The 25,864-nt window shown below is 68.5% G+C and carries 30 protein-coding genes, 3 tRNA genes and 1 pseudogene; 5 read left to right on the forward strand and 29 right to left on the reverse strand.

The annotated features are described in order from the left end of the window. Positions 1-259: 259 nt before the first annotated feature. The 16 genes from rplL to ADK66_RS10745 all read right to left on the reverse strand — a co-directional run bounded on the left by rplL (position 260) and on the right by ADK66_RS10745 (position 10,570). A complete protein-coding gene (gene rplL, locus ADK66_RS10670; protein WP_007465324.1) occupies positions 260-643 on the reverse strand; it encodes a 50S ribosomal protein L7/L12 in 384 nt (127 codons plus the stop codon). A 52-nt stretch (positions 644-695) separates the two neighbouring features. Continuing rightward, the gene (gene rplJ / locus ADK66_RS10675; protein WP_053653962.1) at positions 696-1,244 is read right to left on the reverse strand and encodes a 50S ribosomal protein L10; all 549 of its coding nucleotides are present in this window, start codon (positions 1,242-1,244) and stop codon (positions 696-698) included. Positions 1,245-1,583: 339 nt separating this feature from the next. Then, complete coding sequence (locus ADK66_RS31380) at positions 1,584-2,273, reverse strand: hypothetical protein (RefSeq protein WP_053653964.1); 690 nt, start codon at positions 2,271-2,273, stop codon at positions 1,584-1,586. After that, positions 2,270-3,124: an ABC transporter ATP-binding protein gene (locus tag ADK66_RS31385; protein ID WP_053653966.1), complete on the reverse strand. Its 855-nt coding sequence runs from the start codon at positions 3,122-3,124 to the stop codon at positions 2,270-2,272. Before ADK66_RS31385 ends, ADK66_RS31380 begins: the two co-directional genes overlap by 4 nt. Positions 3,125-3,203: 79 nt before the next feature. Next, positions 3,204-3,920 carry a 50S ribosomal protein L1 gene (gene rplA / locus ADK66_RS10690; protein WP_053653968.1) on the reverse strand — a complete coding sequence of 239 codons (717 nt, stop codon included), beginning with the start codon at positions 3,918-3,920 and terminating at the stop codon, positions 3,204-3,206. 76 nt (positions 3,921-3,996) lie between these two features. Beyond that, positions 3,997-4,428, reverse strand: a complete 432-nt coding sequence (gene rplK / locus ADK66_RS10695; protein WP_053653970.1) for a 50S ribosomal protein L11 — start codon at positions 4,426-4,428, stop codon at positions 3,997-3,999. Positions 4,429-4,617: 189 nt separating this feature from the next. After that, positions 4,618-5,340, reverse strand: a complete 723-nt coding sequence (gene nusG / locus ADK66_RS10700) for a transcription termination/antitermination protein NusG (RefSeq protein ID WP_053653972.1) — start codon at positions 5,338-5,340, stop codon at positions 4,618-4,620. A gap of 41 nt (positions 5,341-5,381) precedes the next feature. Next, complete coding sequence (gene secE, locus ADK66_RS10705; RefSeq protein ID WP_053654950.1) at positions 5,382-5,777, reverse strand: preprotein translocase subunit SecE; 396 nt, start codon at positions 5,775-5,777, stop codon at positions 5,382-5,384. A 213-nt stretch (positions 5,778-5,990) separates the two neighbouring features. Then, a tRNA-Trp gene (locus tag ADK66_RS10710) sits at positions 5,991-6,063 on the reverse strand. 129 nt (positions 6,064-6,192) lie between these two features. After that, entirely contained in the window at positions 6,193-6,585 is a 393-nt protein-coding gene (locus tag ADK66_RS10715; protein ID WP_053653975.1) for a MaoC family dehydratase, read from the reverse strand. 1 nt (position 6,586) lies between these two features. Next, the gene (locus tag ADK66_RS10720) at positions 6,587-7,033 is read right to left on the reverse strand and encodes a MaoC family dehydratase N-terminal domain-containing protein (RefSeq protein ID WP_053653976.1); all 447 of its coding nucleotides are present in this window, start codon (positions 7,031-7,033) and stop codon (positions 6,587-6,589) included. Positions 7,034-7,159: 126 nt separating this feature from the next. Continuing rightward, positions 7,160-7,327: a 50S ribosomal protein L33 gene (gene rpmG, locus ADK66_RS10725; protein WP_007073056.1), complete on the reverse strand. Its 168-nt coding sequence runs from the start codon at positions 7,325-7,327 to the stop codon at positions 7,160-7,162. Between the two features lie 132 nt (positions 7,328-7,459). Beyond that, positions 7,460-7,532, reverse strand: a tRNA-Met gene (locus tag ADK66_RS10730). A 24-nt stretch (positions 7,533-7,556) separates the two neighbouring features. Further along, positions 7,557-7,629 (reverse strand) — tRNA-Thr (locus ADK66_RS10735). A 93-nt stretch (positions 7,630-7,722) separates the two neighbouring features. Further along, a complete protein-coding gene (locus ADK66_RS10740; RefSeq protein WP_053653978.1) occupies positions 7,723-10,248 on the reverse strand; it encodes a bifunctional diguanylate cyclase/phosphodiesterase in 2,526 nt (841 codons plus the stop codon). A 61-nt stretch (positions 10,249-10,309) separates the two neighbouring features. Further along, positions 10,310-10,570, reverse strand: coding sequence for a hypothetical protein (locus ADK66_RS10745; protein ID WP_053653980.1), 261 nt, complete (start codon positions 10,568-10,570; stop codon positions 10,310-10,312). Between the two features lie 803 nt (positions 10,571-11,373). On the opposite strand from ADK66_RS10745, the pseudogene ADK66_RS32680 reads away from it, so the two are divergent. Next, positions 11,374-11,463, forward strand: a pseudogene (locus ADK66_RS32680) (hypothetical protein); the annotation flags it as partial. Between the two features lie 271 nt (positions 11,464-11,734). Further along, positions 11,735-12,166: a hypothetical protein gene (locus ADK66_RS32260; protein ID WP_053653982.1), complete on the forward strand. Its 432-nt coding sequence runs from the start codon at positions 11,735-11,737 to the stop codon at positions 12,164-12,166. Between the two features lie 404 nt (positions 12,167-12,570). Here ADK66_RS32260 and ADK66_RS10755 read toward each other — a convergent pair whose 3' ends face one another. The 9 genes from ADK66_RS10755 to ADK66_RS10795 form a co-directional block, all read right to left on the reverse strand. Beyond that, positions 12,571-13,968 (reverse strand): pentapeptide repeat-containing protein, encoded by a 1,398-nt coding sequence (locus ADK66_RS10755; RefSeq protein ID WP_053653984.1) that lies wholly within the window; start codon positions 13,966-13,968, stop codon positions 12,571-12,573. Positions 13,969-14,087: 119 nt separating this feature from the next. Further along, on the reverse strand, positions 14,088-15,524 hold the full coding sequence (locus tag ADK66_RS10760) for a tyrosine-type recombinase/integrase (protein WP_082377386.1): 1,437 nt from the start codon (positions 15,522-15,524) through the stop codon (positions 14,088-14,090). After that, positions 15,521-15,706 carry an AlpA family transcriptional regulator gene (locus ADK66_RS10765; RefSeq protein ID WP_030329852.1) on the reverse strand — a complete coding sequence of 62 codons (186 nt, stop codon included), beginning with the start codon at positions 15,704-15,706 and terminating at the stop codon, positions 15,521-15,523. Before ADK66_RS10765 ends, ADK66_RS10760 begins: the two co-directional genes overlap by 4 nt. Next, positions 15,703-17,478, reverse strand: a complete 1,776-nt coding sequence (locus tag ADK66_RS10770; protein ID WP_053653986.1) for a replication initiator — start codon at positions 17,476-17,478, stop codon at positions 15,703-15,705. The genes ADK66_RS10765 and ADK66_RS10770 overlap by 4 nt, the downstream gene beginning before the upstream one ends. Beyond that, positions 17,475-18,044: a DUF2637 domain-containing protein gene (locus tag ADK66_RS10775; RefSeq protein WP_053654954.1), complete on the reverse strand. Its 570-nt coding sequence runs from the start codon at positions 18,042-18,044 to the stop codon at positions 17,475-17,477. Before ADK66_RS10775 ends, ADK66_RS10770 begins: the two co-directional genes overlap by 4 nt. Beyond that, entirely contained in the window at positions 18,041-18,232 is a 192-nt protein-coding gene (locus tag ADK66_RS10780) for a hypothetical protein (RefSeq protein ID WP_053653988.1), read from the reverse strand. Before ADK66_RS10780 ends, ADK66_RS10775 begins: the two co-directional genes overlap by 4 nt. A 5-nt stretch (positions 18,233-18,237) precedes the next feature. Next, the gene (locus ADK66_RS10785) at positions 18,238-18,492 is read right to left on the reverse strand and encodes a hypothetical protein (RefSeq protein ID WP_053653990.1); all 255 of its coding nucleotides are present in this window, start codon (positions 18,490-18,492) and stop codon (positions 18,238-18,240) included. Beyond that, complete coding sequence (locus tag ADK66_RS10790; protein ID WP_369814775.1) at positions 18,489-20,108, reverse strand: FtsK/SpoIIIE domain-containing protein; 1,620 nt, start codon at positions 20,106-20,108, stop codon at positions 18,489-18,491. Before ADK66_RS10790 ends, ADK66_RS10785 begins: the two co-directional genes overlap by 4 nt. A 274-nt stretch (positions 20,109-20,382) precedes the next feature. Next, entirely contained in the window at positions 20,383-20,778 is a 396-nt protein-coding gene (locus tag ADK66_RS10795) for a hypothetical protein (protein ID WP_053653994.1), read from the reverse strand. 192 nt (positions 20,779-20,970) lie between these two features. On the opposite strand from ADK66_RS10795, the gene ADK66_RS32265 reads away from it, so the two are divergent. Together ADK66_RS32265 and ADK66_RS10800 are read left to right on the forward strand one after the other, a co-directional pair. Next, positions 20,971-21,834: a DUF4231 domain-containing protein gene (locus ADK66_RS32265; protein ID WP_157552393.1), complete on the forward strand. Its 864-nt coding sequence runs from the start codon at positions 20,971-20,973 to the stop codon at positions 21,832-21,834. A gap of 93 nt (positions 21,835-21,927) precedes the next feature. Further along, positions 21,928-22,377: a hypothetical protein gene (locus ADK66_RS10800; RefSeq protein ID WP_053653996.1), complete on the forward strand. Its 450-nt coding sequence runs from the start codon at positions 21,928-21,930 to the stop codon at positions 22,375-22,377. Here the strand turns inward: ADK66_RS10800 and ADK66_RS10805 are convergent. From ADK66_RS10805 to ADK66_RS32270, 4 genes are all read right to left on the reverse strand, one after another. Beyond that, entirely contained in the window at positions 22,361-23,137 is a 777-nt protein-coding gene (locus tag ADK66_RS10805) for a glycosyltransferase (RefSeq protein WP_231639996.1), read from the reverse strand. The two genes, ADK66_RS10800 and ADK66_RS10805, sit on opposite strands and share 17 nt — an antisense overlap. Further along, a complete protein-coding gene (locus ADK66_RS10810) occupies positions 23,125-23,946 on the reverse strand; it encodes a GntR family transcriptional regulator (protein ID WP_053654000.1) in 822 nt (273 codons plus the stop codon). Before ADK66_RS10810 ends, ADK66_RS10805 begins: the two co-directional genes overlap by 13 nt. Positions 23,947-24,095: 149 nt before the next feature. Further along, complete coding sequence (locus ADK66_RS10815) at positions 24,096-24,440, reverse strand: precorrin-4 C11-methyltransferase (protein WP_231639997.1); 345 nt, start codon at positions 24,438-24,440, stop codon at positions 24,096-24,098. Further along, positions 24,433-24,942 (reverse strand): hypothetical protein, encoded by a 510-nt coding sequence (locus tag ADK66_RS32270; protein ID WP_231639998.1) that lies wholly within the window; start codon positions 24,940-24,942, stop codon positions 24,433-24,435. Before ADK66_RS32270 ends, ADK66_RS10815 begins: the two co-directional genes overlap by 8 nt. Before the next feature lie 373 nt (positions 24,943-25,315). Here ADK66_RS32270 and ADK66_RS32685 point away from each other — a divergent pair, with 373 nt between their 5' ends. Further along, positions 25,316-25,738: a GntR family transcriptional regulator gene (locus ADK66_RS32685; RefSeq protein WP_157552396.1), complete on the forward strand. Its 423-nt coding sequence runs from the start codon at positions 25,316-25,318 to the stop codon at positions 25,736-25,738. Positions 25,739-25,864 lie beyond the last annotated feature (126 nt).

Below are 25,864 nucleotides of genomic sequence, written 5' to 3' on the forward strand. Positions count from 1 at the left end.
GGTGTCTTGCTGGTGTCAGCGTGCCTGGCAGGCCGGGGCCGCGTCAAGGCCCGGTATCCGGGTCGTCCTCTCTTTCCCACCTGAGGGCGACCGTCGACGCTCGTCCGGATGGTCGGCGACCCCGATCGGCGCCCAGCTCAAGGCAGCTGTCACACCGGTACACCAACACGGCGGGCGGCGATCCCTGTCGGATCACCGCCCGCCGTGACGCGATGGCGCCCCGGCTCACGAACCGGAACGCACGCTAGTGGAGCTCAGGTCACTTGAGGGTGACCTTGGCGCCTTCGCCCTCGAGCTTGGCCTTGGCCTTCTCGGCGGTCTCCTTGTTGACCTTCTCCAGGATGGCCTTCGGCGCGGACTCGACCGCGTCCTTGGCCTCCTTGAGGCCCAGGCCGGTCAGCTCGCGCACGACCTTGATGACCTGGATCTTCTTGCCACCGTCAGCCTCGAGGACGACGTCGAACTCGTCCTTCTCCGGCTCGGCCTCGGCGGCGGCCGGAGCCCCACCGGCGGCGGCCACGGCGACCGGAGCCGCAGCGGTGACCTCGAAGGTGTCCTCGAACTGCTTCACGAACTCAGAGAGCTCGATCAGCGTCATCTCCTTGAACGCGTCGAGCAGCTCGTCGGTGCTGAGCTTCGCCATATCTGGCGTCCTTTCTAAAGGTTGTCTAAGAACGTGGGTGCGCCGCGGGGCCTCAGGCCGCCTCGGCGCCCTCCTGCTCGCGCTTCTTGTCCGCCAGGGCGGCCGCCGCGCGGGCGGCCTTGGAGAGCGGAGCCTGGAACAGGGCCGCGGCCTTGCTCAGGTTGCCCTTCATCGCGCCGGCCAGCTTGGCCAGCAGCACCTCACGGGACTCCAGGTCGGCAAGCTTCGTGACCTCGGCCGCGGAAATGGCCTTGCCCTCGAAGACACCGCCCTTGATGACGAGCTTCGGGTTGGCCTTCGCGAAGTCACGAAGCCCCTTCGCCGCCTCGACGACGTCGCCCGAAACGAAAGTCAGCGCGGTAGGACCGGAGAACAGCTCGTCGAGGCCGGTGATGCCTGCGTCCGTCGCAGCACGCTTCGCCAGCGTGTTCTTCGCGACCGTGTAGCTGGTCTCGGCACCGAGCGAGCGCCGCAGCTGGGTGAGCTGGGAGACCGTCAGACCCCGGTACTCGGTCAGCACGGTAGCGCCCGCGCTGCGGAAGCTCTCGGTCAGCTCAGCGACGGCCGTGGCCTTGTCGGCCCGGATCGGCTTGTCCGCCATGTCCCTCCTCTCTCGTTACTCGAGGCTGATCCCCGTACCGTCCGAAGCCGGACGTCAGGCGGAGGCGGCGACAACGAAAAAACCCCGGCGCAGGGCGCACGGGGCGAGGGCCGGCGGATCGACACGGTCGGCGGACCATGCTCACTGCCGAGTTACGCTTGCCGCCCTACGCGGGTCGCCCGTGTCGCGGGACCTTCGACCGTGCCGGAGCACGGTGACCAGCGGTCTCTGGGTGGTTCCTCATCCGTGACAACACGGATGACGTTTGAAGAGTACGCGCCCTGTCCCACCAGCGCCAAATCGCCCCCGGTGAGCCGGGTCACCTGCACTCTGGCGCGGTCAGCCCTGCGCCCGCCGCCGCCACAGGTAACCGCCGACGGCCGCGGCACTCCAGGCCAACGCCCACACGGTAAGTCCGACAAGTGTGAGCGCGGCGGCGTCGCCAGCGGTCGTCCGGGCCGCGGCCATGATCGGCGGCGCCAGCCAGGGGAACACCGAATCGCTCAGCCCGAGCACCACCGCGCCGACGCCACCGACGGCAAGCACCGCGACGCCGTACGCGGCGCCGCCCACCGACGCCCGGCTGGCCAGCGCGCCAAGGGCAACCGCCGACGGTACGACCAGCAGGTGCGCCCACAGCCCCAGCGTGAGCCCGGCCAGCAGTGACCGGTCCCCCGGATCGGCCGGACCGGTGACCCCGCCCACCAGCCACGGAAAGACAAGCGCCACGGACACCGCCACAAGCGCCGTGACACCTGCAGCGAGCAGCCCAGCCGTCCGCTCCCGGGCCACCCCTACCGTCACCTGGGCGAGGCGGCGCTGCACGTCCGGCTCGATGTCCAGCAGGATCTTGGTCTGCCAGGCGAGCACCGGAAAGAGCACCACGGCCGAGACGCCGTACGCCTCCGCCGGCTGGGCCCGGCCGCCGCCGTACAGGATGCCGAGCGCGACGAGGCCGGCGAGCAGCGGTGCCAACGCCCGCCCGGTACGCAGGAAGCCGGCAAGCCGCAGCCGGACCAGGGCGTTCACTGCGCCTCCCCCGCCGCCGGCTCGACCACTGCAGTGGCGCCGCCGGGCTGCTCGGATGCCGACCCAGCAGCCGGTCGGATCGCTGGCACAGCGGGTTGGAGCTGGGCTGTGGCGATGGAGGTGTCGGCGCGTACCCGAAGAATCTGGTGGCCGTCGGCGCGCAACCGGGCGACGGTGCCGGCGACCCGCGCGGCCGGCACCGCGACCTCGACCACAGCGAACGTCTCGTCTGCAGGCGGCGTCTCCTCGGTCAGCGAGCCGTCGGCCACCAACCATCGTCGCGCGCCCGGCAGCCGGACCGTCTCCCCCCGGTGGTCACTGACCAGGACGCTGCCGCCGCCGGCCAGCACCTCGTCGATCAGCTCGGGAACCAGCTCGCGTGTCGCGGCGTCCAGGCCCTCCCACGGTTCGTCGAGGACCAGCAGGCCCGGCCGTCGCAGCATCGCCTGGGCGAGGCCCACCTTCTGCGCGGTGCCCTTGGACAGCTCCGGAAGTCGCACCGTCTGCATCGCGCCCAGCCCGAGCCGTTGCGCCCAGGCCGTCACCGCCTCGTCGGCGGCCGCCCGGCCCAGGCCGGCCATCCGTGCCATGCCGGTCAGGTAGCGGGCCACTGTGAAGGGCTGGTCGGCAGGGAAGCGTTCCGGCACCCAGCCCACCCGGGCGGGTCGGTCGGCGACGCGGCCCCGGCCCGGCCGGAGCACGCCGGCGGCCACCTGGAGAAGCGTCGATTTGCCCACCCCGTTGCGGCCCAGCACGACTGCTACCTCACCCGGGCCGATCCGCGCGTCCACGCCCCGCAGCACCCACGGGCCACGCCGGTGGTACCGCAACCAGACGTTCTCCAACCGCATGGGCCGAGACTGCCACAACACAGACGCGCCGGGGCGCCGCCACAGTGGTGGCGGCGCCCCGGCGGAGCGAACTGTCGGCTCAGGCCTCGGCCGAGTCCTCAGTAAGGTTCTTCACCAGGTTCGGGTCGACCGGAACGCCCGGGCCCATCGTGGTGGTGAGGATGACCTTGCGGAGGTACTTGCCCTTGGCCGCGGACGGCTTGGCCCGCAGCACCTCGTCGAGCACCGCCGCGTAGTTGTCCACCAGCTGGGTCTCCGTGAAGGAGGCCTTGCCGATGATCAGGTGCAGGTTGGAGTGCTTGTCCACCCGGAAGGTGATCTTGCCGCCCTTGATGTCCTGCACCGCCTTGGTGACGTCCATGGTCACCGTGCCGGTCTTCGGGTTCGGCATGAGACCGCGCGGGCCCAGGATCCGCGCGATCCGGCCGATCTTGGCCATCTGGTCCGGCGTGGCGATCGCCGCGTCGAAGTCGAGCCAACCACCCTGGATGCGGGCGACCAACTCGTCGGTGCCCACCTCGTCAGCACCCGCCGCGACAGCCTCTTCGGCCTTCGCGCCGCCGGCGAAGACGATCACGCGGGCGGTCTTACCGGTGCCGTGCGGCAGGTTGACCGTGCCGCGGACCATCTGGTCCGCCTTGCGGGGGTCGACGCCGAGGCGCATGGCGACCTCGACCGTGGCGTCGAACTTGACGTTGGTGGTCTCCTTGGCCAGCTTCACGGCCTCGGCGGGGGTGTACAGCTTCGACCGGTCGATGACGTCGGCGGCCTTGCGGTAGCTCTTGCTGCGCTGCATTGCTGAATACTCCTGTGGTCTCTGGCGGGCCGCTCGGAGCGGCCCTCCCACGGTCGGGTCTTCGAAAGGGCCGACGTCAGTCGTTGACGGTGATGCCCATCGACCGGGCGGTGCCGGCGATGATCTTCTCGGCCTGGTCCAGGTCGTTGGCGTTGAGGTCGGCCATCTTCTTCTCGGCGATCTCACGCAGCTGGGCGCGGCTGACCGAGCCGACCTTCTCGCTCTGCGGAACGCCCGAGCCCTTCTGCACACCGGCAGCCTTGATCAGCAGCCGGGCGGCGGGCGGGGTCTTCAGCACGAAGGTGAAGGACCGGTCCTCGTACACGCTGATCTCGGCGGGGACGATGTCGCCCCGCTGGGACTCGGTCTGCGCGTTGTAGGACTTGCAGAACTCCATGATGTTCACGCCGTGCTGGCCGAGCGCGGGGCCGACCGGCGGCGCCGGCGTGGCCTGGCCCGCCGGCAGCTGAAGCGTGAACGTCTTGACGAGCTTCTTCTTCGGAGGCATGTCACTTCCTGGGGCTTGGAGCTGGGAAAATGCGGCTGACGCCACAGCGAGCGGGCGCGCACGGTCAGCGCGACGCGACAGCGGCGACGTTCAAGGGTAGCGCAGGCCGCTGCCCGCTCGTCCGCCGAGGTCGAGCGGGAGGGCGTACGCCGTCGTCGGCGGCGGGTCGACCCGCCGCCGACGACCGGGTCAGATCTTGGCGACCTGGTTGAAGTTGAGCTCCACCGGGGTTTCCCGACCGAAGATCGACACCAGCACCTTGAGCTTCTGCTGGTCGGCGTTGATCTCGCTGATCGTGGCCGGCAGCGAGGCGAACGCGCCGTCGGTGACGGTGACGGAGTCGCCGACCTCGAAGTCGAGGACCTTGACCTCCGGCTTCGCCTTCTTCTGCTCGGTCTCGACCGCCGGCGCCAGCCACTTCAGCACCTCGTCGAGGGAGAGCGGCGCGGGCCGGTCAGCCCGGTCCGTCGCGCCGACGAAGCCGGTCACGCCCGGGGTGTTGCGGACACAGGAGTAGGACTCGGCGGTCAACTCCATCCGGACCAGGATGTAGCCCGGGAAGACCTTGGCCTGGATCTGGGAACGCTTACCGTTCTTGACCTCGACCTCTTCCCGGGTCGGCACCTCGACCTGGTAGATGAAGTCCTCCATGTCGAGGCTCGTGATCCGGGTCTCGAGGTTGGTCTTCACCTTGTTCTCGTAGCCGGCGTACGAGTGCACCACGTACCAGTCGCCCGGGGCGTAGCGCAGCTTCTGCCTCAACTCGGCGACCGGGTCGTACTCCTCGTCCGGCGCTGGCTCGGTGGTGGGGAACTCCGGCTCGCTGGCGGCCTCAACCGACTCGTCACCAGCCGCCGTCGCGACGGTGGACTGCTCGTCCACCGGTCCGGCGGTCTCGTCGTACTCAGGCACGCTCGCTCACTTCCGTCACTATCGGCTCTGGAGGCAGCCGGTCAGTCCGAGTTGCCGAAGACAAACAACACGACCTTGGCGAACCCGTAGTCCAGCAGGGCCACGATCGTCAGCATCACCGCGACGAACGTCACCACCACTCCGGTGTAGGTCAGCAGCTCCTTGCGCGTCGGCCAGATGACCTTACGCAGTTCGGCAACGACCTCGCGGAAAAACCGGGCGATGCGGCCGAACACGCCTACCCGAGACGTTTCCGACCGGGTGGTCGGCCGGCTGTCCGCCGACTCGGCCCGGGCGCGGGACCGCGTTGCGGTGCCACCCCGGGAGACCGGCTCGTCCTCCGCGCTGGTGGCGTCGTCGTCGGCTGCCTCGTCGACGATCTCGTCGTCCAGACGATCGTCGCCGTCGTCGTCGCCGCGCCGCTTGTTGTCGGCCACTTCGCCCTCCGTCGCGGAATCTCGGGTCGCACGCCGGGTGGCGTACGCGGCGCTGGTCACGCCGGCCGGGCCCAACCGTCCCGCGACGGGCCGCGGCCGGTGGATCAACCGGGGTGCCCGAATGCCTCGGACCCACCCCGCCGATGCCACCACCACGGGCCGGACGCCGCCATCTCGGCGGCGCGACCCACGGGAACGGTCAGGCCTGAGGCGCAGGGGTGACAGGACTTGAACCTGCAGCCTGCGGTTTTGGAGACCGCTGCTCTGCCAATTGAGCTACACCCCTGTGCGGCAACACTCGCCCCACGCGGTCACAGACGACCGAGCAGGGGTCACTTGCCCCACGGCGGACCAGTGTACGGGTAGCCGCCCGACTTTCCCAACCGGTCTACCCGCCACGCGTGGCGGGTCTGTTTCAGCGTGCCGTCCGGATGGTCGCCCGCGCCTGCGCGAGCACCTTCTCCCCCAGACAGGTGGCGGTCACATCGAGCCGGGTGAGGCCGTCCTCGGTCACCTCGCGGACCACCGCGGACACCTCGATCTCGGTCCCCTCGTCGTCGTCAGGGACCACAACGGGCCGGGTGAACCGCACGCCGTACTCGACCACCGCGTCGGGCGCGCCGGCCCACTCGGTGACCGCCCGACCGACAAGCGCCATGGTGAACATGCCGTGCGCGATCACACCGGGCAGCCCCACCTTCGTGGCGAACCTGTCGCTCCAGTGGATCGGGTTGAAGTCCCCCGAGGCGCCCGCGTAGCGGACCAGGTCGGCACGGGTCACCCGGAAAGTCTTGGCTGGCAAATCCATCTCAGGCCTCCCCGCGTACGACGATCTTGGTCCAGACGGCGACCACCGGCTCGCCGGCGACGGTGCTCACGTCGGTGCGGGTGGTCAGGAAGCCGTGCCCGCCCCGGGTGGTGACGTCCTCGATGGTGCTCGTGCAGACCAGCTCGTCGCCCGCCACGACCGGCCTGGTGTACGCGAAACGCTGGTCACCGTGCACCACGCGGCTGTAGTCGACGCCCAACGCCGGATCCTCGAAGATCTGCTGGTTCGCCGCTCCCGCGACGATCACCGGGAAGGTCGGCGGGGCGACCACGTCCGGATGGCCCAGGGCCTGGGCAGCCGCTGGGTCGTGGTAGGCCCGATCGGTGGCGCCGATGGCGGTGGCGAACTCACGGATCTTTTCTCGGCCCACCTGATAGGGGGCCGTCGGCGGATACGTCCGGCCGACGAAGGAAGGGTCCAGAGACATGCCGCGAACCTACACGTACAACACGATCGCCGACCTGGACGGTCGACGGCGGTCAAGCCGCGTCGGGCCGGTCAGATCGGCGATCGGAAAGCTTGCGACGGTGGCCGGCGCGAAGCCGGCCACGAGTCAGCGGGTCTCGCGGTGAACGGTGTGCCGACCGTCACGCGGGCAGAACTTCTTCAGCTCGATGCGGTCGGGGTCGTTCCGGCGGTTCTTGCGCGTGATGTAGTTGCGCTCCTTGCACTCCACACACGCCAAAGTGATCTTCGGCCGGACATCGGTAGCCTTCGCCACGGCGGAGTGCCTTCCTCGCTAACGGAAACAACTACGACGCGTCAGCCTAGACGCTGACTGCGCGGACATGCAAAGTGGGCGCCATTGGCGCCCGGGTTCACGACCACCGGGAACGAGCCCGGAAGACGAGAGTAGCGGTGGCCGGACTTGAACCGGCGACACAGCGATTATGAGCCGCTTGCTCTGCCATCTGAGCTACACCGCCGCGGTGGGTCCAGCTGAACCCTCGAGCCCCCTTACGGAATCGAACCGTAGACCTTCTCCTTACCATGGAGACGCTCTGCCGACTGAGCTAAGGGGGCCTGCGCGATCTCCCCGTGGGGCGCGCAGAAGTAAGAGTACACGGCACCTGCCGGCAGGTGAAATCGGATCCCCGGTGACCCTCTACGCCCAGCTCAGGGCACGACACGAAGGCGCGGAAGCTCCGTGCCGGAGGTCGCTTCCGGGTCGGCCTGGGCGCCGAACCAGGCCGCCAGCCGCTCGTACGGCAGCGGCCGGCTGAACAGGAAGCCCTGACCTATCTCACAGCCGATGTCCTGGAGAAGCTCCAAGGTCAGCTCGCTCTCCACGCCCTCCGCGACCACGGCCAGGCCGAACTGCTGGGAGAGCGTCACCACCGCGTTGACGATCGCCAGGTCGCCCGGGTCGGTCGCCATGCCCTGCACGAAGGAGCGGTCCACCTTCACCTCGTGCACGGGCAGCCGGCGTAGGTGGGCGAGCGACGAGTCGCCGGTGCCGAAGTCGTCCACCGACAGCCGGACGCCGAGATCGCGCAGCCGGTGCAGTGTCGGAATGGGCCTGTCGGTGCCGTCCAGCACCCCTGCCTCGGTGATCTCCAGGGTGAGGCGCTGCGCCGGCACGCCGTACTCGGTCAACAGCTCCTGCACCCGATCCGGGAAGTGCCGGTCGGTGAGCGTTCGGGCGGCAAGGTTGACAGCGATGGGCAGCGCCTGGTCGGCCTGGGCCCAGTCCCGGCTCCGCCGCAACCCCTCGCGGAGCACCACCTCGGTGAGCCGGCTCAGCTGGCCGGTGTGCTCCGCCACCGCCACGAAGTCCTCGGGGGCGACAGTGCCGTGGGTGGGATGCTCCCACCGGGCCAGGCACTCCACGCCGACCAGCCGCCGGTCACGCAATGTCACCTTGGGCTGGAAGTAGACCTCCAGCTCGTTCTGGTCCAGTGCCCGGCGCAGGTCGCCGGCGAGGCCCAACCGGCGCAACGACCGGGACTCCAGGGCCGGGTTGAACAGCTGCACGCTGCCCGGCACCGACTTGGCGGCCGTCGCCGCCAAATCGACCCGCAGCAGCAGGGTCGCGGCATCGCTGCCATGATCCGGGTGTACGGCGACACCGACCGCCGTGTTCACGTCGAGGGTGAGCGCGTCGAAGACCATTTCGTCGCGGATCTGGTCGCGCAGTTGACCGGCCAACTCCAACGCCGCCTCGGCGCTCTCCAGACGCAGCGTCACCAGGAACTCGTCACCGCCGACCCGACCGACCAGGGCCGACGACGGCGCACTGGCCCGCAACCGGTTGGCGACCTCGACGAGAACCTTGTCGCCGGCCGCGTGGCCGAGGGATTCGTTTACCTGACGCAGCCCGTCGACGTCGAACAGCAGCAGCGCCACCACCTCGTCGGGCGCCCCGATCTTGGCTGACTCGTCAAGCGCCGCGATGATCCGGCGGCGGTTGGGCAGCCGCGTCAACGTGTCGTGGTAGGCGTCGTGCCGCAGCCGGTCGACAAGCCGCGAATTTTCCAGCGCGACCGCCGCGTGCGCCGCCACCGTCTCGAAGATGGGGATGTCGCCGGGGGCGAAGTGGCCGATGTCGCTGAGCCGGTTCGCCACCTCCAGGGTGCCGATCACGGCCTGCCCGGAGCGCAGCGGCACCACGATCACGTCTTTGATCTCGCGGGCGCTGATCTCGCGGCGCAGGGCGCTCTCGTCGCCGAGCAGACGCCCCATCGACAACGTCTTCGCAAGATCCCGCGCCCGTACCCGCAGGATCGCCGGCGTCGGAGCGACGTCCAGCAACCCCGGTGTGTCGACCCGGGCCGTCAACAGCACCTCCGGATGCCGGCCCTGAGCGGGCAGCCAGAGGGTGGCGGACTCCGCCTGCATGAGGGCACGAACCCGGTCGAGCAGGACATCGGCGAGTGCCGCGTCGGCACCGCTTGTGGTGATCAGCCGGGCCAGGTCGTACATGCCGGTGAGGGTGCGGTGCTGCCGGAAGAACTGGGCGTAGGACCGGTAGACCAGGGCCAGAGCGGCGAAGAGGGCAGCCAGCAGCAACGCTGACCACCACGTCGCTTCCAGCGCGATCAGGACGAGCAGACCGACGGACGCGTTGATCGAGGTGGTGAGGAACACCGACGGTGTGGTCCGCAGTGCCTCCCGGCCCGCCTGCCAGCCCTGCAGGAGCACATGGACGCCGACAACCGAGATAAGGCTGACCAGGGTGATGGTGTTCACCGCGAGGAAGAGGCTGCCCCAGGTGCCGGGGCCCACGTCGTCAAGTGACGGCAGCCGCAGGAGCAGCAGGCTGGCAATCGACGTGGCCGCTGCGGCCTTTGCGACGTTGAACCAGAACTTCGCCGGTGGGAAGCGCTGCGTGGCGCTCCAGATCAACGAGGCGAGCGTGTAGATCAGGACAACGGTCAGCGGCGGCAGGAAGAACAACGCCACGACGAGGGGGATCTCGGTGAGCGTCACGCCCACCGACTGCCGGCGGACGACGAAGTTCAGCACCGGAATGCTGATGCCCGCCATCGCCAGGAAAATCAGGAACGCCAGGCCCCAGTTGCCGAACGGCTCATCGGAGATGACGCTGATGGCAGTGCAACAGAGGACGGCGAGCAGAGCCAGCGGGCCGGTGATGAGCCAAGCGTGGTCCGTGGACTTGCGTCGCTGGTCACGCCTGGCCATACCGCTCCCTCGAAGAGACGCCGCCCGCTGGTGCTGCCCTCACGGGCGGCGACCTCGCCAGTTACCGGAGGGCGTCGACGCCCCAGACGACGTCACCCTGGCTCGAACCCCAGACAACGTCACCGTCCTGGCCTGCGCCCCAGACAACGTCACCGTCCTGGCCTGCGCCCCAGACAACGTCACCGTCCTGACTCGCGCCCCAGACAACATCGGCCAGTTGAGCCTTACCGCCGGCCAGGGAACCGGCGCCCTGCAGTCCACCGAGGACAGCAGCGAGCAAGAGGAGCGAGCCGAGCAGCCGGCCCAGCCTTCGACCAGACATGTTTGCTCCTGTCGGGGAAGTGTCACAGGGATGGTGGAGATTCCACGATCGTGCCACACGGTCGGTACGCAGAAAAGCGGTGAGGGCTGGACCCGTCCGAGCGTTCGCGAGGTTGCACCCTTCGGCCCACTCCGCCTCGACAAGCTGGGCCAGATCAGGGCCCCTTCCTGCAACATCAGCGCTTCATAGAGCGCTTGATGCGACCTTCAGCACAATTCACCCAGGGCACTGGAGCACTCGCCGGCCTCATCACAACCGGTTACGTTCCGTGATTTCCGGAACGGCATGGAGGCGCATCGACGCGGGTCCACGCATCGACCACCATACCTTTTAACGGGCTCGACACAAGCAAGCGAGCGAACCCGTTCAGCGCGATATGTGGATCTTGGCTGCGACCAGGAACGACGCGGCCCACCTCCTTCCCGCCCTTCGATAAAAAGGCCGTGCTCGTGGCGGCCGGTGCGGGGATCATCGACGCCCCGAGACCAGCCGCCGTCTCGTCGGCGGGCGCGCGTGTCCTCCGCGCAAGTGGACAGGCGCGGCAGCACCGCGAGTTCAACCTCTGCGAGTTGCTGTCCGCTACGTGACGGCAACCCGCCGGAACGGCAGGACGCGCCTACGCTGAGCGCACTTCGCCCGGCGATGCTCTGAAAGGAGCCGTCCCCGTGCCATCGATCCTCGCCAGCGCCCTCCTCGCGGCCGCCTTGACGGCCGCACCCACCCAGGTACCCACCGTCGCCGCGCCCGGCTATCGCATGGTGGTCCTCGGAACCCTCGGCGGCGACAACAGCTTCGCCAGCGCCATGAACGACCGCGGCGACGTGGTCGGCCGCTCCCAGGTCGCCGACGGCACCTACCGGGGGTTTTTCTGGCACCGCGGCCAAATGGTCGACCTCGGCACCTTCACACCCACCGACGTCAACAACCAAGGCCAGGTCATCGGCACCCGTGACGGAGGCTTAGGCGCCCACGTCTGGCACCAGGGTGTCCTGCGGCCACTGGCCGGCCTGCCCGCCGCGCCCGTGGCGATCAACGACCGCGGCCAGATCGTCGGCAGCGGCGATGCAGGCCCCGTCCTGTGGACGAACGGTCACGCCCGGCCCTTGCCCCTGGCCACAGTGTCCGACATCAACGAGAGCGGCCAGGTCTCCTGGCGGGATACACGTGCCGGACGGCTTCCACGCCGCCCTGTGGCACCTTGGCCGCGGCACAGACCTCGGCGCGGGCCCCTTCAACCGCAGCAACACGTACGCCCTCAACGACCACGGCTGGACGATCGGCTGGCAGTTCTCAGCCCAGCAGTACCCGCGCGGAATCCTCTGGCGGCACGGCCGCGCCCTGGACATCGGCACCCTCGGCGGCAACACCACCGAGCCACGGGCAATCAACAACAACGGCGAGATCCTGGCCATGTCCACGGCAACCGACAATCTTGCCCGGCCAGCGCTGTGGCGGCGCGGCGTCCTGCACGACCTCAGCCTCGCCGGGGTCAGCATGCAAGGCGAGGTCGTCGACCTCGACGACCTCGGTCGCATCGCCGGGTGGATCCGCCAGGATTCGGGGGTCGTCCGCGCGGTCGTCTACGAACCGCGGTGACGGGCCGGCCGCGTGCGGCTATCGGTCGCGACCGGCGGGCCATGGCCTGGCCGGCACCTCGCTCCGGCTCTGGCCGGCAGACCGCTCCGACTCCGGCCGCCAGGCATCGACGCGCACGACGCCCAGTCCAGTTGACCTGGCGACGCAGCTACGCCATAGCCAGCGAGAATCGAGCAGGCTAGGGGATTTGGGCGAGGCTAATGGAAGAGGCCCCTGACCGGCGTTCACGCTGGTCAGGGGCCTCTTTGCACCTGGTGGCGGGTAGAGGATTCGAACCTCTGAAGCTTTCGCGACGGATTTACAGGGCGTCCGTAATCTTGCTGGCGTCAGCATGCTGAGCTGCTGTTCCTCTCCATCAAGCCCACGCTAACCGATCCCTGCCCACCATCCGCCCACGTACACGCTCATGCCTTCGCTTCCGGCAGTGATAGACCACGCGGAGGAGAACCACCCGGCCAATCATCGAACTCTGGCGGCACATGGAACGACGCCTCGTGGAGGCGCACACGACCTCCCCTAAACATCGCCCTGCCGAAGGACACCCCGCCCCTGCTGAACGTCGCCCCGTCGAAGGACACCTCGCCACCACTGAACACCGCCGAAACGAACGGCACCTCCCCCCCGCTGAACATCGCCCCGTCGAAGGACACCTCGCCACCACTGAACATCGCCGTAACGAACGGCACCTCGCCTCCGTCGAAGACCGCTCCGTCGAAGGACACCCGGCCGCCACTGAACCCAGTTACGCCGAAGTGCACCACCCCACCACTGAACTTCGCGTTGTCGAACAAAGTACGACCGCCGCTGAACTTCGCTAGAGCGAAGGAAACCCGACCGCCGCTGAATCGCGCTCGATCGAAGGACACCCGGCCACCACTGAACCTCGTCTCGCCGAAGAACACCTCGCCGCCACTGAACATCGCCCCGTCGAAGGACACCTCGCCACCACTGAACACCGCCGCAATGAAAGACACCTCCCCCCCGCTGAACGCCGCCCCGACGAAAGACACCCGACCGCCGCTAAAGACTGCATCCGAGAAGTCGCCACCGTCGAAAACTGCGCCGGTGAAGTCGAAGTCGAGGCCGCGCCATGATGCCGGATGCTCTTCGGCTAGACGTAGATGCCTCCCGATGAGCCGGATCACGGTATGACGCACCTCCCGCTCCTCGCGAGCGGCCCGGACGAATTCCATATCTACAATGGACAACTGGTCGTCACCCTGCTGCGCCGGCGCTTCATTCGGAGTCTCCGGCGGTGGCGTGTAGGGCATGCGGAGGTAGGCGCAGAGGACGTCGATGCAGGTCTGACGCACTTCTCGCCAGTCGTCCGCAAGACCAGCCATGGCATAGACCCCGGCCAGCCGTACTGCCGCTTTCTCCGATCCGAGCTGCTCAGACGCCTTGGCGAAGCGTTCGTTGAACAGGCGGACGCCATTGCGATCGGTCTCTACCTTGGCCCGTTCGTCTGCTGCCTCAGCGAGAGCCTTGGTGACTTCAGCGCGGAGGTCAGCGGCGTGGGCCAGTTGGTGTGCGAACTCCGCCAGCGCGTTCGTGTGCTCCGAGACTCGTTGCCGCCGGTATGCAACTACCAAGGCCGCGACGCCACCCACGCCCGCCACGACGGCAAAGACAAGTTTCAAGAGGTTGAAAAGGGTAGCTGCCGTGACGGTTGCATCCCGTTGGATGTCGGGCCAACCCGCGTACCACAAGGCGGCGACGATCAAGGCGCCGACCAACGCCAACGCGGCCGTGACGGCCAGAGCTATCGACCGGCGGATTCCCCATAGCCGCAGCGCTGGCACTGGGCTCTCACTGGTCGTGGTCGAACCGACCGTGACGTGGACTCCAGGCCGAGATGAGGCTTGTTGTGATGCGGGCAATTCCATCCCTTAACGTCTAGCGCATCTCGTCCACTCAAGCCTCATCCGAGGGCGTCGCCGATCTTGTCGTTCATGGTGTCGTCTCCCCCGTCGATGCAGTTGGCGTAGACGCGGAGCAGGACGGCGACGCCGTGGCCCAGGCGCCGGGCGACCTCGGTCGGCGGGACGCCGGCATTCAGCCAGAGCGAGGCCGCCGCGTGCCGTAGGTCGTAGGGCCGGCGGACGAGCGGCGATGCGACCTGCGATTCGGTCAGGGCCTTCTCGCGGGCGAGCTTCCACCACCGGTCGTAGACCGACTCGGAGAGTGGCCCACCGTGCAGGCCGCGGAAGAACCGACCGTCCGGGCCGACGCCGTGGTTCTCGACGTGCGCGCACAGCAGCTCGACGAGCCGGGGCGGGATGGGGACGGTTCGGGTTTCCTGCCGGCCCCGGTGCTTGAGCCCGCGCCGCTCGTGGGAGCCGCCGTCATCGGTCCAGTGCGACCCGGCGCGCGGGGCGGTTCCGGCGAGCACCAAACGACCCCAGCGGTATTCGATCTTCTCGTGATCGCATGACGCCGAGGGCTTCACCGCCGCCAGGTCGTCGAAGTCGGTCCCGCAGCCGAGGCAGTGCCCGGGAAGGTCGCAGTCCTCCCGCCGGAGGTCGGCCGCTTCCGAGGGCCGCATGCCCGCGTAGTAGAGGCAGCCGAAGAACGCCGTCACCTTGTCGGCCCGTTTGCCGAGAGATTTCACCGCCTCCAGCAGCGTGGCGACCTGGGCCGGGTTCGCCACCACCCGCCGGTCGATGGACTGTGCGACCTCGGGGGCGGTCCACTGGACCCGGTCGACCGGGTTGGAGGCGATCAACTCCAGCTCGACGGCGTACCCGAGCGCGTTGTAGAAGGTGGCCCGCTTGCGCTGGACGGTGGAGGCAGCCGCGGGCTTGCCGTCGAGGCGTACACACAGGCTGTCCAGGACGCGGCGGACCATCGCGGGCGAGTCCAGTTCGACGACCGGCAGCGACGCGGTTTCCAGCCAGGCCAGCGCCGCCGCGTGGTCGGCCGGGATCTCGTCGGACCAGCGACGCGGGTTCAGCCCGTAGAGGTACAGCGCCTCGCGGAGCAGCGCGTCATCCGGTCGGCCCCGCTTCGTCGGCCGGGTCAGGGTCACCGTGATAGAGGTCAGCGCTTCTACGATCGACCGCCGGGTCTTGGCCGCCGCCCGGGGCCACTTCATCTCGACGTATGCGCGGCTGTGCGCGTACCACGTCGTGGGGTTCTTGGTTCTTGCCTCCGAGACCGGGCGGCCGGTGGCCGGGTCGAAGGGCTCCCCCGCGTTGGCCGCCTGGACCAGCTCGGCGCGGAACGAGTGCGCCAGTGCCTTGGTACGGAACATCTCCTCGAAGCGCTGGTTGCTCACTGCCCAGCGGACCCGCCAGGGTCGAGCCTTCCGGTCAGCGCGCTTGCCGATCTCCCAGATCTGGACCTCGTAGCTCTTCACGCCGCGTCCTGCTCCAGGTCACCGAGCCACCGACCGAGCGCGGACCGGCGGACCCGCAGCTGCCCGTTCGGGAGCTTGATCACCCGTGGTCCCTTGCCGGTCTGCCGCCAGTAGAACCAGGTCGAGCGCGGTACGCGCAGCTCGGCGAGCACTTCCGGCACGGTCAACAACTCCTCGTTCACTGCGTTTCCTCCCCGTGGTGCTGTGCGCTGTGCTGAGTTGCCGAAAGATCTGAGGACCCCTGCGCGGCCCGGTCCTTGGCGGCGAGCAGTTCAGACCGCCAGCGGGCGCGTTCGCTGATCGAGCGCATGAGCCGGTGGGACATCGGGCCGACGTCGGGGTCATCGGGTCGGGCGAGTTCCCAGGCGTGCCGGACCCGTTCGACGGTGGCGCCCTGGTCGTCGACGAGCTGCCCAGTTTCGCCGGCCGCGCCGCTGTCGGTGGTCGCGCCGAGCAGGGCACGCACCCAGGCCCGCGCGTCGTGCTTGTGGTCGGCGAGGGTCTTGCCGGACCAGTCGCGGGAGATGAGGATGCGCCGGCCGCCGATGCCGAGGGTGTCGCGTTGGTGAACCTTGCCCTTGCAGCGGCCCGGCTTGAGCCTCGCGTGCGCCTTTTTCGGCTGGACGCCGTACAGGAGCCAGTTCGCGCAGCGGTCGGTGCAGGGGGTGAGTTGGAGTTGCTGCCAGAGCCGGTCGAGGTGCTTGCGCTGCCGGTCAGTGGTCGCCTTGTGGCAGTCGCCGGTGTGCTTGGTGATGTACTTCGTGACGTACCGGATGGTCCGTTCGGCGTCGGCGGTGCCGGGCATGACGCCGCGGGCGTCGACCTGGGTGCCGAAGCGGACGACGTGGACCGGGTCGGCGTCCGGGTCGTCGTCGATGGCGTCGAGGGCTTCCGTCCAGGTGGTCAGCGGCGTCATGGTGTCCGGGTCGACCCACGCCGCCGCAGGCTCGTCCCAGACCGGGAGCCGGTCGAAGGTGTACCGCTGGACATCCACGCTCGGCCACCACACCTGGTGGTACGTCGCTGCTGCCACGGTGCGCAGCACGTCGCGGGGGATGGTGCCGCGGATGGCGAAGTGCGCGTGTGGGGCGAGGCGACGTTGGGGCTCGACGCAGCCGGCGTACTGGACGTTCCAGCCCTCGCATCGGCGCAGGTTCTGCCAGAACCGGTCGAGCAGCCGGGGGAAGTGCACGGCGTCCCAGGCGGCGCGGCGGTAGTCGTACCGGTCGGGGTTGACCGGGGTGCCGTCGGGGCGAACGGGGCCGTACGAGTCGAGGGTGAGCGTGAGCCACATCGACGGCCGGAAGGTTGAGCCGTCGAGGGCGGTGTAGGTCTTGCCGACGGTGCGCCGCTCGACCTTGCGCCGGGGCAGGTCGGGGGCATCCTGGCGGCGCCTGGTGGAGCGCTTGCGCCGGCGGCCGGGCTCGTCGTCCTGGTCCTCGTCGACGCTGCCGTGGGGTGGTCCGACGCGCCCGCGCAGACCTTCGGCGGCGATGGCTTCCTCTACCTCGCGGATGGCCTCCTCGATGTCGGTGACCTGGCCCCACTGGGCGGCGCGTACCGCCTCGTCCCGGGAGAACTCCAGGTGTGCGCGGAACAGGATCAGCGACTTCTGCGCCTCGGTCGCGGGTTCCGGGCCGGGTAGCGGCTCGTCGTCGCGGTGCCAGCCCTCGCGGATCTGGGCCTGCCGCAGCCGGCGGTTCTTCTTCGCGCACGGCCCGCACTTGTCCTCACGGGTGGCCCCGCAGGGCAGGTCGATGACCTCGGTCAGGCCGGTGTCCAGGTCGGTCCGGCGCATCGCCAGGGGACGGACGCAGACGCCGTACTCAGCGGCAATTTCCTTGAGCACGTCGACCGAGCGAGGTAGCGCCATCCGGGCCGCCCGCGACCCCGGCCGAGGAACAACCGGGGTCGGGGCGGCGGGGGCGAGGCCGGGCAGGGTCGCAGCGGTCATCGGATGATCCCGACGACGTGCGGCCGGTTCGGCTGGACGACACGGGGAGGCAGCACCGCCGCCGGGGCGGAGATGACAGCCGGAGCCGGGACAGCCGGCGGCACGGGGTCGGCCGGACGTTCCGGTTCAGGGTCGGCCTGCTCGGGCGCCTCGTACCAGTCGACCGGGGGTTGGTCCGGTTCGGGAGCGGGCGGGGTGGCTGGGGCGTTGGACAGGACGACCTTGACCAGGGCGAGGAACGCCAGGGACGGCACGGCCGCGACGATCCAGCCCCACACCGAGGGTTCCGCTTCGGCGACCTGGACAGCGAGAGACAGCAGCGCGAATGCGACGAGCAGCGCCGCGACCAGGCCGACCGGGCGACGGGCGCGCCGACGGGCGCGGAGTTCGAGCCCGAGGTAGATCGCCATCAGTTCGACCGCCACGGCGTTGGCCCAGCCGATCCAGTGCGGTTGGCCGTGGGCCACGGACAGGTCGTGGACGTGGGTGAAGGCGGCGGCGCCGGCCATGGTGCCGATGGCGAGCAGGATCACCAGGCGTACGGCCGATTCGGTGCGCTCGGTCATCGCCACTCCTCCAACGGCTTCTCGCGGATGGTCACGTCGATGCGGATGCGCCGGTCGTTCATGTCGCGGCGGCGGTTGACCATCTGCGCCAGGCCGTGCAGGGCGGCGGCGGTCTGGTCGGCGGGGCCGACGAGTTGGATGCGCAGCGGACGCCGGAGCCGGTTGATGAGGCGGGTGAGGGTGTTCATGGCGGTTACCTCCGGGCCGGTCGGATGTCGGTGCGGATGTAGTCGGGAGGGGTGCCGAGCGTGGCGACGGCTTCGGAGAGGCAGCGCCACAGCGCCCACGCCTCGTCGGGGGTCAGGGACATCCGTCGCCGGCCCGCACCGACCGCCAGATAGACCGGGTACGGGTCGGACCGTTCGGGGTCGACCCGGACGGAGACGGCGGTGGTCGGTTCGGGGGTGCGGAGCCGGTAGAACCGGCGGCCGTTCGGCGCGTCGGTCACTGGGGATCACCCCCGCTGTCCCGGTCGAGCAGGTTGCGCAGCGCATCGGGCAGCAGTGGCCCGGACGGCTTGCGGGGCAGCCGAGGGCGCACCGGTTCCGGGGCCGACTCGCGGCCGACCTGGGCGAGGATGTCCGACGCGTCGACGGGTGCCGGGTACTGCCGCGCCATGTCGCGGATGTCGTCGTCGCTGATATACGAGAACCGGACTCGCAGGGGTTCGGGGGTGCCGTCGAGGATCACGTACCCGACGCCCTTGGCCCAGCGGGGCATCTGGTCGGCCAGGGCACCCCGGTTGCGGGCACCATCGCCCAACACGAGGTCGACCTGGGACGCCTCAGTGAGCCCGAGCGCGATGCGGGTCGGGAACAGGTCCCGGAACGGCAGCACTTCCTTGCGGGGGTCCTGCAACGCGGCCACCACCAAGACGCCGACCCCGGCACCCTGCGACAGCAGCAACCCGAGCGAGCCGGCAATGCGCTTCCGCAGGTCGACATCCTGGAGGTACGCCGTCAGCGCGGCCATCTCGTCGACGACGACCACGACCAGGGGGTCAGCTTCGGTCGGCGTGTGCACCCGGACCGTGCCGGCGAGCCGGGTCTGACGTTCCCGCATGACCGTCACGGCCTCGTCGAGCAGGTCCGCCATGGCCTCGAAGGATTTGCAGGCGAACCGGGCGAACAGCGGCCGGCCCATGGCGAACTCCATCCCGCCCTTGGGGTCGATCACCCAGAGCCGCACCAGGCCGGAGGCGATCCCGCCGGCCAGCGAGCGAACCAGCGACCACAACACCGAGCCCTTGCCGGACCGGGTGGCCCCGCCGACCAGGACGTGCGTTGCGAGCAGGTGCAGCGACCAGACACCCAGGTCTTCCCGCCGGGCCAGCGGCAGCGCGGTGAAGTCCGGGACGGCCGGAGCCTCGAACGGTGCCACCACCGGTCGCAGGGCATCGGTGCGGACGAGCACCAGGTAGACCACGGTCGGCCGGTCCCGGAACCGCACCCGATCCACCATCCCCAGCAGCAACGCCCAATAGCCGGTCCGGGTCGGCGGACCGTCGGGCCGCTCGGAGTAGACGCGGGCGTGCCGCCGGCCGAAGGCGTACGCGAGGTTCGCCGTCACCCGCTGGAAGTCGGCGGGGGTCTGCCCGCGGACCATGCGGATAGTCAGCACGTCGAGGGCCTGATCCGAGCGCACGCGCAGCAGCTCGGGAAAGACGGCCCGGTGGTCGTACGTCTCGGCGAGACCGCACAGGGTCATGACCTCATGCCACGCCCGCCGGTACACGAAGACCTGACGGAACCGGCCGAGCAGCGGCCCCGCGCACCACCGCCACCAGGACGCCTCGTCGCGCCACCGCCACACTGCGGACAGCGCTGACGCCAGGACCAGCGGTACGACCAGACCCGCCCAGCCGTAGTCGGCGTAGAGGACGACGGCGAGCACGGCCAGGCCCACGGTGACCGGGTGACGGAGGCACCACCAGCAGGCCAGGGCGAGCCAGCGCAGCACCAGGCCGAGCATGACCGCCCACATCGGCAGCTTGAACTGCTTCGGCCGGATCACCATCAGATCCCCGGCGGTCACCATCACTACCCCGCCACGGGGCCGGCGCATCATCGCGCACCCCGCAGCGACACAAACCGGCCCGACGCATCGCGGACCGCAGGAAGGGGAAGAACGAGCTGCCCGACGCAGAGCGGGCAGCGGTCAGCCGCGCCGCCGGCCGGGTCGAACCGGGACTGACACACGCCGCACCGAGACTGAGCCGGGGCAGGCGAACGCCTACGCTTGGACACGTCACTACCTCTCTCGACAGAGCAGGGGGAAGAGACAGAGGGCGGGGCTGCCGTCCGCCAAGACCTGACAGCCCCGCCCCCACCTGATGCGGCTACGCCGCCGCCTTCGTGGCCAAGCCCGCCGGGGCCCGCATCCCGGTCGCCCGCAGCGAGTACGCCATCCGGCCGTTGTTCGACACGTACGGCGTGACCGTCATGCCCTCGAACTCCACCGCCTCGAACGGGGCACCCGTCGGCGGCACCGGCTGGTAGTCCGCCGAGATCTTCACCGTCGTCTCCCGCGACCGCTTGCCAAGCTCCGGGTCCAGGTCCATCACCCGGACCTGCCACACCCGCTGACCGGTCAGCTTGTCCTTGGCCGGGCTACGCCGGCCGGTCTTCTCGTCGTAGTCCTCGACCTCACCGAGGGACTCGGGGACCAGGGCGCATCCCGCCGGGAACACGTCCTCACAACGCACGGCGAACCTCGTACCGCCACGCAGAGCCATCGCTCAACCTCCAGGTTGTTGGCATGTCTGCCAAGTTGAGACTCCAAGGTAGACGGCACTTGGCAGACAAGTCAACAAGTTCTTACTAGAGCGATGCTGACACGTTCCTGACAAAGGGGTCGACTCGCTCAGAAAAAGTGTTCATGCTGGCCGACCTGCAACTCCCAGCAACCGAGAGAACGCGGAGCGTCCGTGACGACCCCTCCTGGCCCTCAAGAGGAAGCTCCTCTTGGCCCGCAAGAAGAAGCCCTTCCCGGCCCGCAAGAGAGATACCGAGAGATCGGCAAAAACTACGAGCTGGCGGCGGGTCGCCTTCGTTCAGCAAGGTCGGCCCAGTTAATCTACTGGGTAATTCTCATTTCCAGCATTGCACTCATTGGATTGCTTGCGTACTCCGTCATAGTTGGTTTGTGGCAGGAAAAGCCTGTCGCTACTCGCTACGTCGGCCTGGTCGCCCTTCTCGCATTATGTATAGGCATTGGCATTCTTGCCCTGAAGAATCGCCGTCAGATAATCGAGTTTGACCTAGAGGTTCGCAATCTAAATCATGATAAGCAGACGGCAGCAACGCGCGTACCTTCGAATTCGATCGAATCTTTGCGCATCTATCGTGAGGCTTCTCAGGATATTGTGACGCATTTCCGGACCCGCGCCTCTAGAAATCTTCGGGCGCATAACTCCATCCAGGCGATCATCATTATCGGTTCGATCACTGCCTCTACGACGACGGCAGTCATGGCTGATGCGCACCCACTAAGCTGGGTTTCTACTGGATTGACGGCCTTTATCAGCATTACGGCAGGTCTAGCTGCGTACTTCAAGTTCAGGGAGCGTGGATACAACCTCCAGTCAACCGCCGACGAAATCGAGAAGCACTACAATGCCACTCAATTCCGTCTGCACGAATACGCGGTGTCGAAGGATGGCGCCGATGATGCTGCCGCTGAAGCTGAAAGACTTCGCCTCTTCGCTGCAAATGTAGAAAGGTTGCGCGAGGAGCAGCGCAAGCGCGAACTTCAACTAGAGCAGTCACCTGGCCAGAAGGAAGAGCGCTAGGGAGCCCCGTCCACTCCTAGGCTACGAAAGCCAATCTTGGATTTCTTGCCCTACTTCGAGATTCCAAAGTGCAAAGTTGGGTACAGGGGCACTATGAGAAGGATGCAAGAGGCCAGAGGTGTAGACGAACAACACTCGCGGCCGGCGGGAGTGGACGACACAGCGGTTGAGGCCTTGGGTGAATTGAGTAAGGCGTTGGAGACCATCCACCGGGTCCGAGGGCATCTGTACTCGGCGCACCAACTCGTCGGCGGTGCGGATCTCACCCTCGACCGGGTGGTGAAGCTCCTTCGCGAGGCTGGGCACGACGAGGTGGCCGACCGGGTTGAGCGCGAGTTGTTGGGGCGCAACGTGCTACCGGGCCGGTGGACGTTCCAGATCGTGGAGGAGTTCGACGACGGCTACTACGCCGCGTTCCAGGAGATCGAACGGGAGGCACGGGAGCAGTTGGCCGGCGGGCGGCGGCACATCTACGAGGCGGAGATGAAGCAGCGGCGCCGCACCCCTGGCATGCCGGGGCACGAGGCTACGCCGGAGGCGTGAGCGGCAATCCGTTAGGCAGCATCGAGGCCAGGGCGTTGGCTCTGGCCTCGATGATCTTCATCCGTCCCTGATACTCCGCAGGTTCCCGGTGCGCGGCCTGGCTTGTGACCTGACCGGGCCACTTGCGGTAGAGCAGGCCGTATTCGCGGGTGAAGTAGCCCTGGCTGACCGCGTTCGCAGCGAGTAGAAGGCCGGTGTCCTCGGAGGCCGGCAGAGCCATCCAGCCGCCCAGGGCGAAGACGAGATCCCGCCGTAGGCACAGCGTCGCCGGATGCACTGACGCGCGATAGCCGTTTGCTTGCCAGAACGACAGGACCGATCCGCGGTCGACGACCCCACCGGCCGGGTCCTGGTCCCATCCGGCCGTCGACCCGTCGGGCAGCAGGTCGAGTACCCGCGAGGTAGCCCAACCGATCTGCGGGTGCGCGTCGAACGCGGCGATATCCCGGGCGAGCGCGCCAGGGGTCAACTGGTCGTCAGCGTCCAAAACCTTGATGAGTTGCCCGGAAACCCGGGACAGCGCGAGGGTACGAGCCACACCAGGCCCACCGGGACGGCCAGTGCCGGGACTGATCCGAGGATCGTCGGGCAGCACGTCGACCAGGGCGCCGGTCTGGCCGTCCTCCTGGACGAGCCATTGCCAGTCCCAGCCGTCAGGCATCTCCTGCTTGGCCAACGACTCGTAGGCGCCAGCCAGGTACTCGATGCTGGGCGCGTGGACCGGGGTGATGACCGAGACGAGCTGCGTCAAGCTTTCCACCGTTGGAGTTTGTGGGAGTAGACAAGCTCGGTGCGGTCACCCGGCATCACCACGTCGGCGACCTCGACGACCCGGCCCGTGGTGTCGACGGAGGTCTTCCGCACGGTGAGCACGGAGACGCCCGGGTCGATGTCCAGCAACTCGGCCTCATCCGGCGACGGCGGACGCGCGCGAACCTCGTCGTCGATCCGGTCCAGCTCGATGCCGAGCGTGTAGAGCTGATGCTGTGTACCGCCCGGCCACGGTTCCTTGCCCTCGTCGAGCAGGTCCGGATTCGCGGCCACCAGGTCGTACGGCAGGTACGAGTACGACACCGTCAGTGGCGCGTTCTCATGCCGGGACGACGTCCAGTAGACCCGGCGCAGCAACGGCGTACCCGGTTCGACGCGCAGGGCCGCCGCCATCTCCTCGTCGGCGTTCACCCGCGAGTATTCGGCGTGGAACTTGAGATCATCGACTGTCAGGCCGGTGTCGTGCTCGGTGGCGCCGGTCTTCAGCCGTTCCGCCTCGTCGAGCAGGACCCGATCCTTCTCCCACTGGTACCGCTCGGTGTTGCGACGGCGTACCCGCTGGCGGGGAGCCCGCACGTAGGTACCGCGCCCCTGCTCCGCCCGAACCAGGCCCCATTCCCGGAGCTGCCGGATGGCGTTGCGCACGCTGGTGCGGGACAGGCCGGACGACTCGGCCAACTCGGTCTCGCTCGGCATCAGAATGCCCGGTGGCAGCTCCCCGCTCATGATCTTCGCCCGCAACTCCTCAGCGAGTTGCAGGTAACGAGGGCGCCAGTCCCGGCTATGCACACCGGCCACCGTACCCCCTAGACGTTCCAACGTCTGCCATGTGGTCCCACCCGCCGGTCGCTCGGGAACCAAAGGGACTGCTACCGCGGCGCGCGTCGACTGCCCGCGACGAGGGCCGGGAGTACGAGGGACGGCTACGCCCCGCCGGCTGTTGGAGTTCACTGAGTTTCTCCCGCACGTTCGTGTCGGCTAATCGGTGCCAGCATCTCCAGGCGGGCGCGGGTCAGCTCGTCGATGAGCCGGTCCACCTGTGCCGGCGATAGGAGCACGGTCTGCGTGGCGCCGTAGCGGGTCGCGTCGAGCTTCACGGCCAGGTCCCGACGCGCGAACCGGTCGACGAGCAGTTGAACGGTGACCCAGCCGGTCCGCTCCCGCCCGATGGTGGACGGCAAGCCCCGGTGCATCGGGTCGTTCGGTCCGCAGCCCCGGCACCAGACCGGGCACACGGCCGGCTCGATCGAGGACGAGGGCTGACGCTCCGTGATGGGCTCGTCCTCACTCATTGTCGGCCCCCTGCTGGCCGCCAGCTTGCTTCAGCAGTCCGCGGAGCTGCTCGATCAGTTGGGCAACCTGCGGCAACGGCAACTCCGCCCAGCCCATCCCGGCCCGGCACGTCGCGTGAACCGCGATCAAGGGCGCCGTGGCGTCTGCACCGATGAGGTACGTGACGATGTGGCCGCTCGCTCGGGTATCACCGACCCGGTACATCGGACCACGATGGCGCCGGGCCATGTGCGCCATCAGCGGCGGCACCAGGTGACCGCAACGATCCGGGGCGCACCAGTCCGGGTGGCTCGTGACGTCGGCCGGTTTGCTCGTGCGGCTCATCGCGGCCACCGCCCACCGTTGCCCCGGTACAGCTGCGCCCGCGTCATCGGTGGCGCGTACCGCAGGGCGGGTAGCTCCCGCGTCGGCCCCGAGGGCCACCGATGCGAGGGCGGGACAGAAGCCGGGCGTGAACTCGACATAGCGTTGAAGCTGGTGGCCCGGGTCGACGGGCGCCACCAGGACCACCAGGACGAGAACCGGCGGCGCTGACGATGAGAGCCGGACATCGCACCTCCACAGGTAGGCGGGGACCGGTGGCCAGCCACGGGGGAATGCAGCCGACCACCGGCCCGGATGAAGGCACGGCGCACCGTCCGACGCCAGACGGGTCGGGTATCGCCGAACCAACTTGCACGCGCGGCTACCGCAACCGGTCCGACAGGACGCCGCGCATCAGGTGCGACCAGGGCCGGCGCGTGACCACCCCTGACACGAACCGTCACCCTGGCCGCACACTCGGAAACGTACCTACAAGTGGACGAGTTGTCTATACATAAAATCAAGTAGTTGGTTGGCACTTGGTAAGACAAGTGCCAGGTACGGTGAGCAGGTGCCCATCCCGCACCACGGCCAGCCCCGCTATCGCGTCATTGCCGACGAGCTGAGGAAGCGCATCGAGAGCGGCGTCATCCCACCCGGAGCCCTCTTGCCAACCGAAAGCGTGCTCACCGCCGAATTTCAGGCAAGTCGGGGCACAATTCGGCAAGCCATAGCTGTCCTGCGAGAGGGCGGCTTGGCTACCACCGAACACGGTAGGGGCACTTACGCAAACGTCCACCTCTGCAACCGCAACTCGGATCAGCGTAGCGACCTGGAAACGAGGCAATGCGAGGTTTCTGCCGATACAGACCTAGCAGCCCTGTTCGGCGTCGAGGTCGGAGCGGCATTAATCGAGTGCGAGACTGTTGCGCGAAGAGGAAAGAAGGTTGAGACGGTCACTAGGACCTATCGACTACGCCCAATCAATCATTAGAAATACCGGCTCCCAGGACGCCCGCAACACGGGCCGGCAGCCGGCGGAGCCGCATGGCCAGGACCCCCAGTGCGGGGGAGCGCACGCCGGCCCATCGACCAACCCGGCGCCACCATACGGGTTGCG

Origin of the sequence: Micromonospora sp. NRRL B-16802 (genome assembly GCF_001279555.1) — a bacterium.
GTDB classification, from domain to species: domain Bacteria; phylum Actinomycetota; class Actinomycetes; order Mycobacteriales; family Micromonosporaceae; genus Micromonospora; species Micromonospora profundi.

Coding starts and splice junctions, on each gene's coding strand:
- rplJ (WP_053653962.1), bottom strand. CDS start 1,244: ATGGCGGACAAGCCGATCCGGGCCGACAAGGCCACGGCCGTCGCTGAG.
- ADK66_RS10790 (WP_369814775.1), bottom strand. CDS start 20,108: ATGCGCCGGCCCCGTGGCGGGGTAGTGATGGTGACCGCCGGGGATCTG.
- ADK66_RS10745 (WP_053653980.1), bottom strand. CDS start 10,570: ATGTCTGGTCGAAGGCTGGGCCGGCTGCTCGGCTCGCTCCTCTTGCTC.
- rplL (WP_007465324.1), bottom strand. CDS start 643: ATGGCGAAGCTCAGCACCGACGAGCTGCTCGACGCGTTCAAGGAGATG.
- ADK66_RS10740 (WP_053653978.1), bottom strand. CDS start 10,248: ATGGCCAGGCGTGACCAGCGACGCAAGTCCACGGACCACGCTTGGCTC.
- ADK66_RS10715 (WP_053653975.1), bottom strand. CDS start 6,585: ATGGATTTGCCAGCCAAGACTTTCCGGGTGACCCGTGCCGACCTGGTC.
- ADK66_RS10720 (WP_053653976.1), bottom strand. CDS start 7,033: ATGTCTCTGGACCCTTCCTTCGTCGGCCGGACGTATCCGCCGACGGCC.
- ADK66_RS10780 (WP_053653988.1), bottom strand. CDS start 18,232: ATGAACACCCTCACCCGCCTCATCAACCGGCTCCGGCGTCCGCTGCGC.
- ADK66_RS10770 (WP_053653986.1), bottom strand. CDS start 17,478: ATGACCGCTGCGACCCTGCCCGGCCTCGCCCCCGCCGCCCCGACCCCG.
- ADK66_RS31385 (WP_053653966.1), bottom strand. CDS start 3,124: ATGCGGTTGGAGAACGTCTGGTTGCGGTACCACCGGCGTGGCCCGTGG.
- rplA (WP_053653968.1), bottom strand. CDS start 3,920: ATGCAGCGCAGCAAGAGCTACCGCAAGGCCGCCGACGTCATCGACCGG.
- ADK66_RS10795 (WP_053653994.1), bottom strand. CDS start 20,778: ATGGCTCTGCGTGGCGGTACGAGGTTCGCCGTGCGTTGTGAGGACGTG.
- ADK66_RS10815 (WP_231639997.1), bottom strand. CDS start 24,440: ATGAGTGAGGACGAGCCCATCACGGAGCGTCAGCCCTCGTCCTCGATC.
- rplK (WP_053653970.1), bottom strand. CDS start 4,428: ATGCCTCCGAAGAAGAAGCTCGTCAAGACGTTCACGCTTCAGCTGCCG.
- ADK66_RS10775 (WP_053654954.1), bottom strand. CDS start 18,044: ATGACCGAGCGCACCGAATCGGCCGTACGCCTGGTGATCCTGCTCGCC.
- ADK66_RS10800 (WP_053653996.1), top strand. CDS start 21,928: ATGAGAAGGATGCAAGAGGCCAGAGGTGTAGACGAACAACACTCGCGG.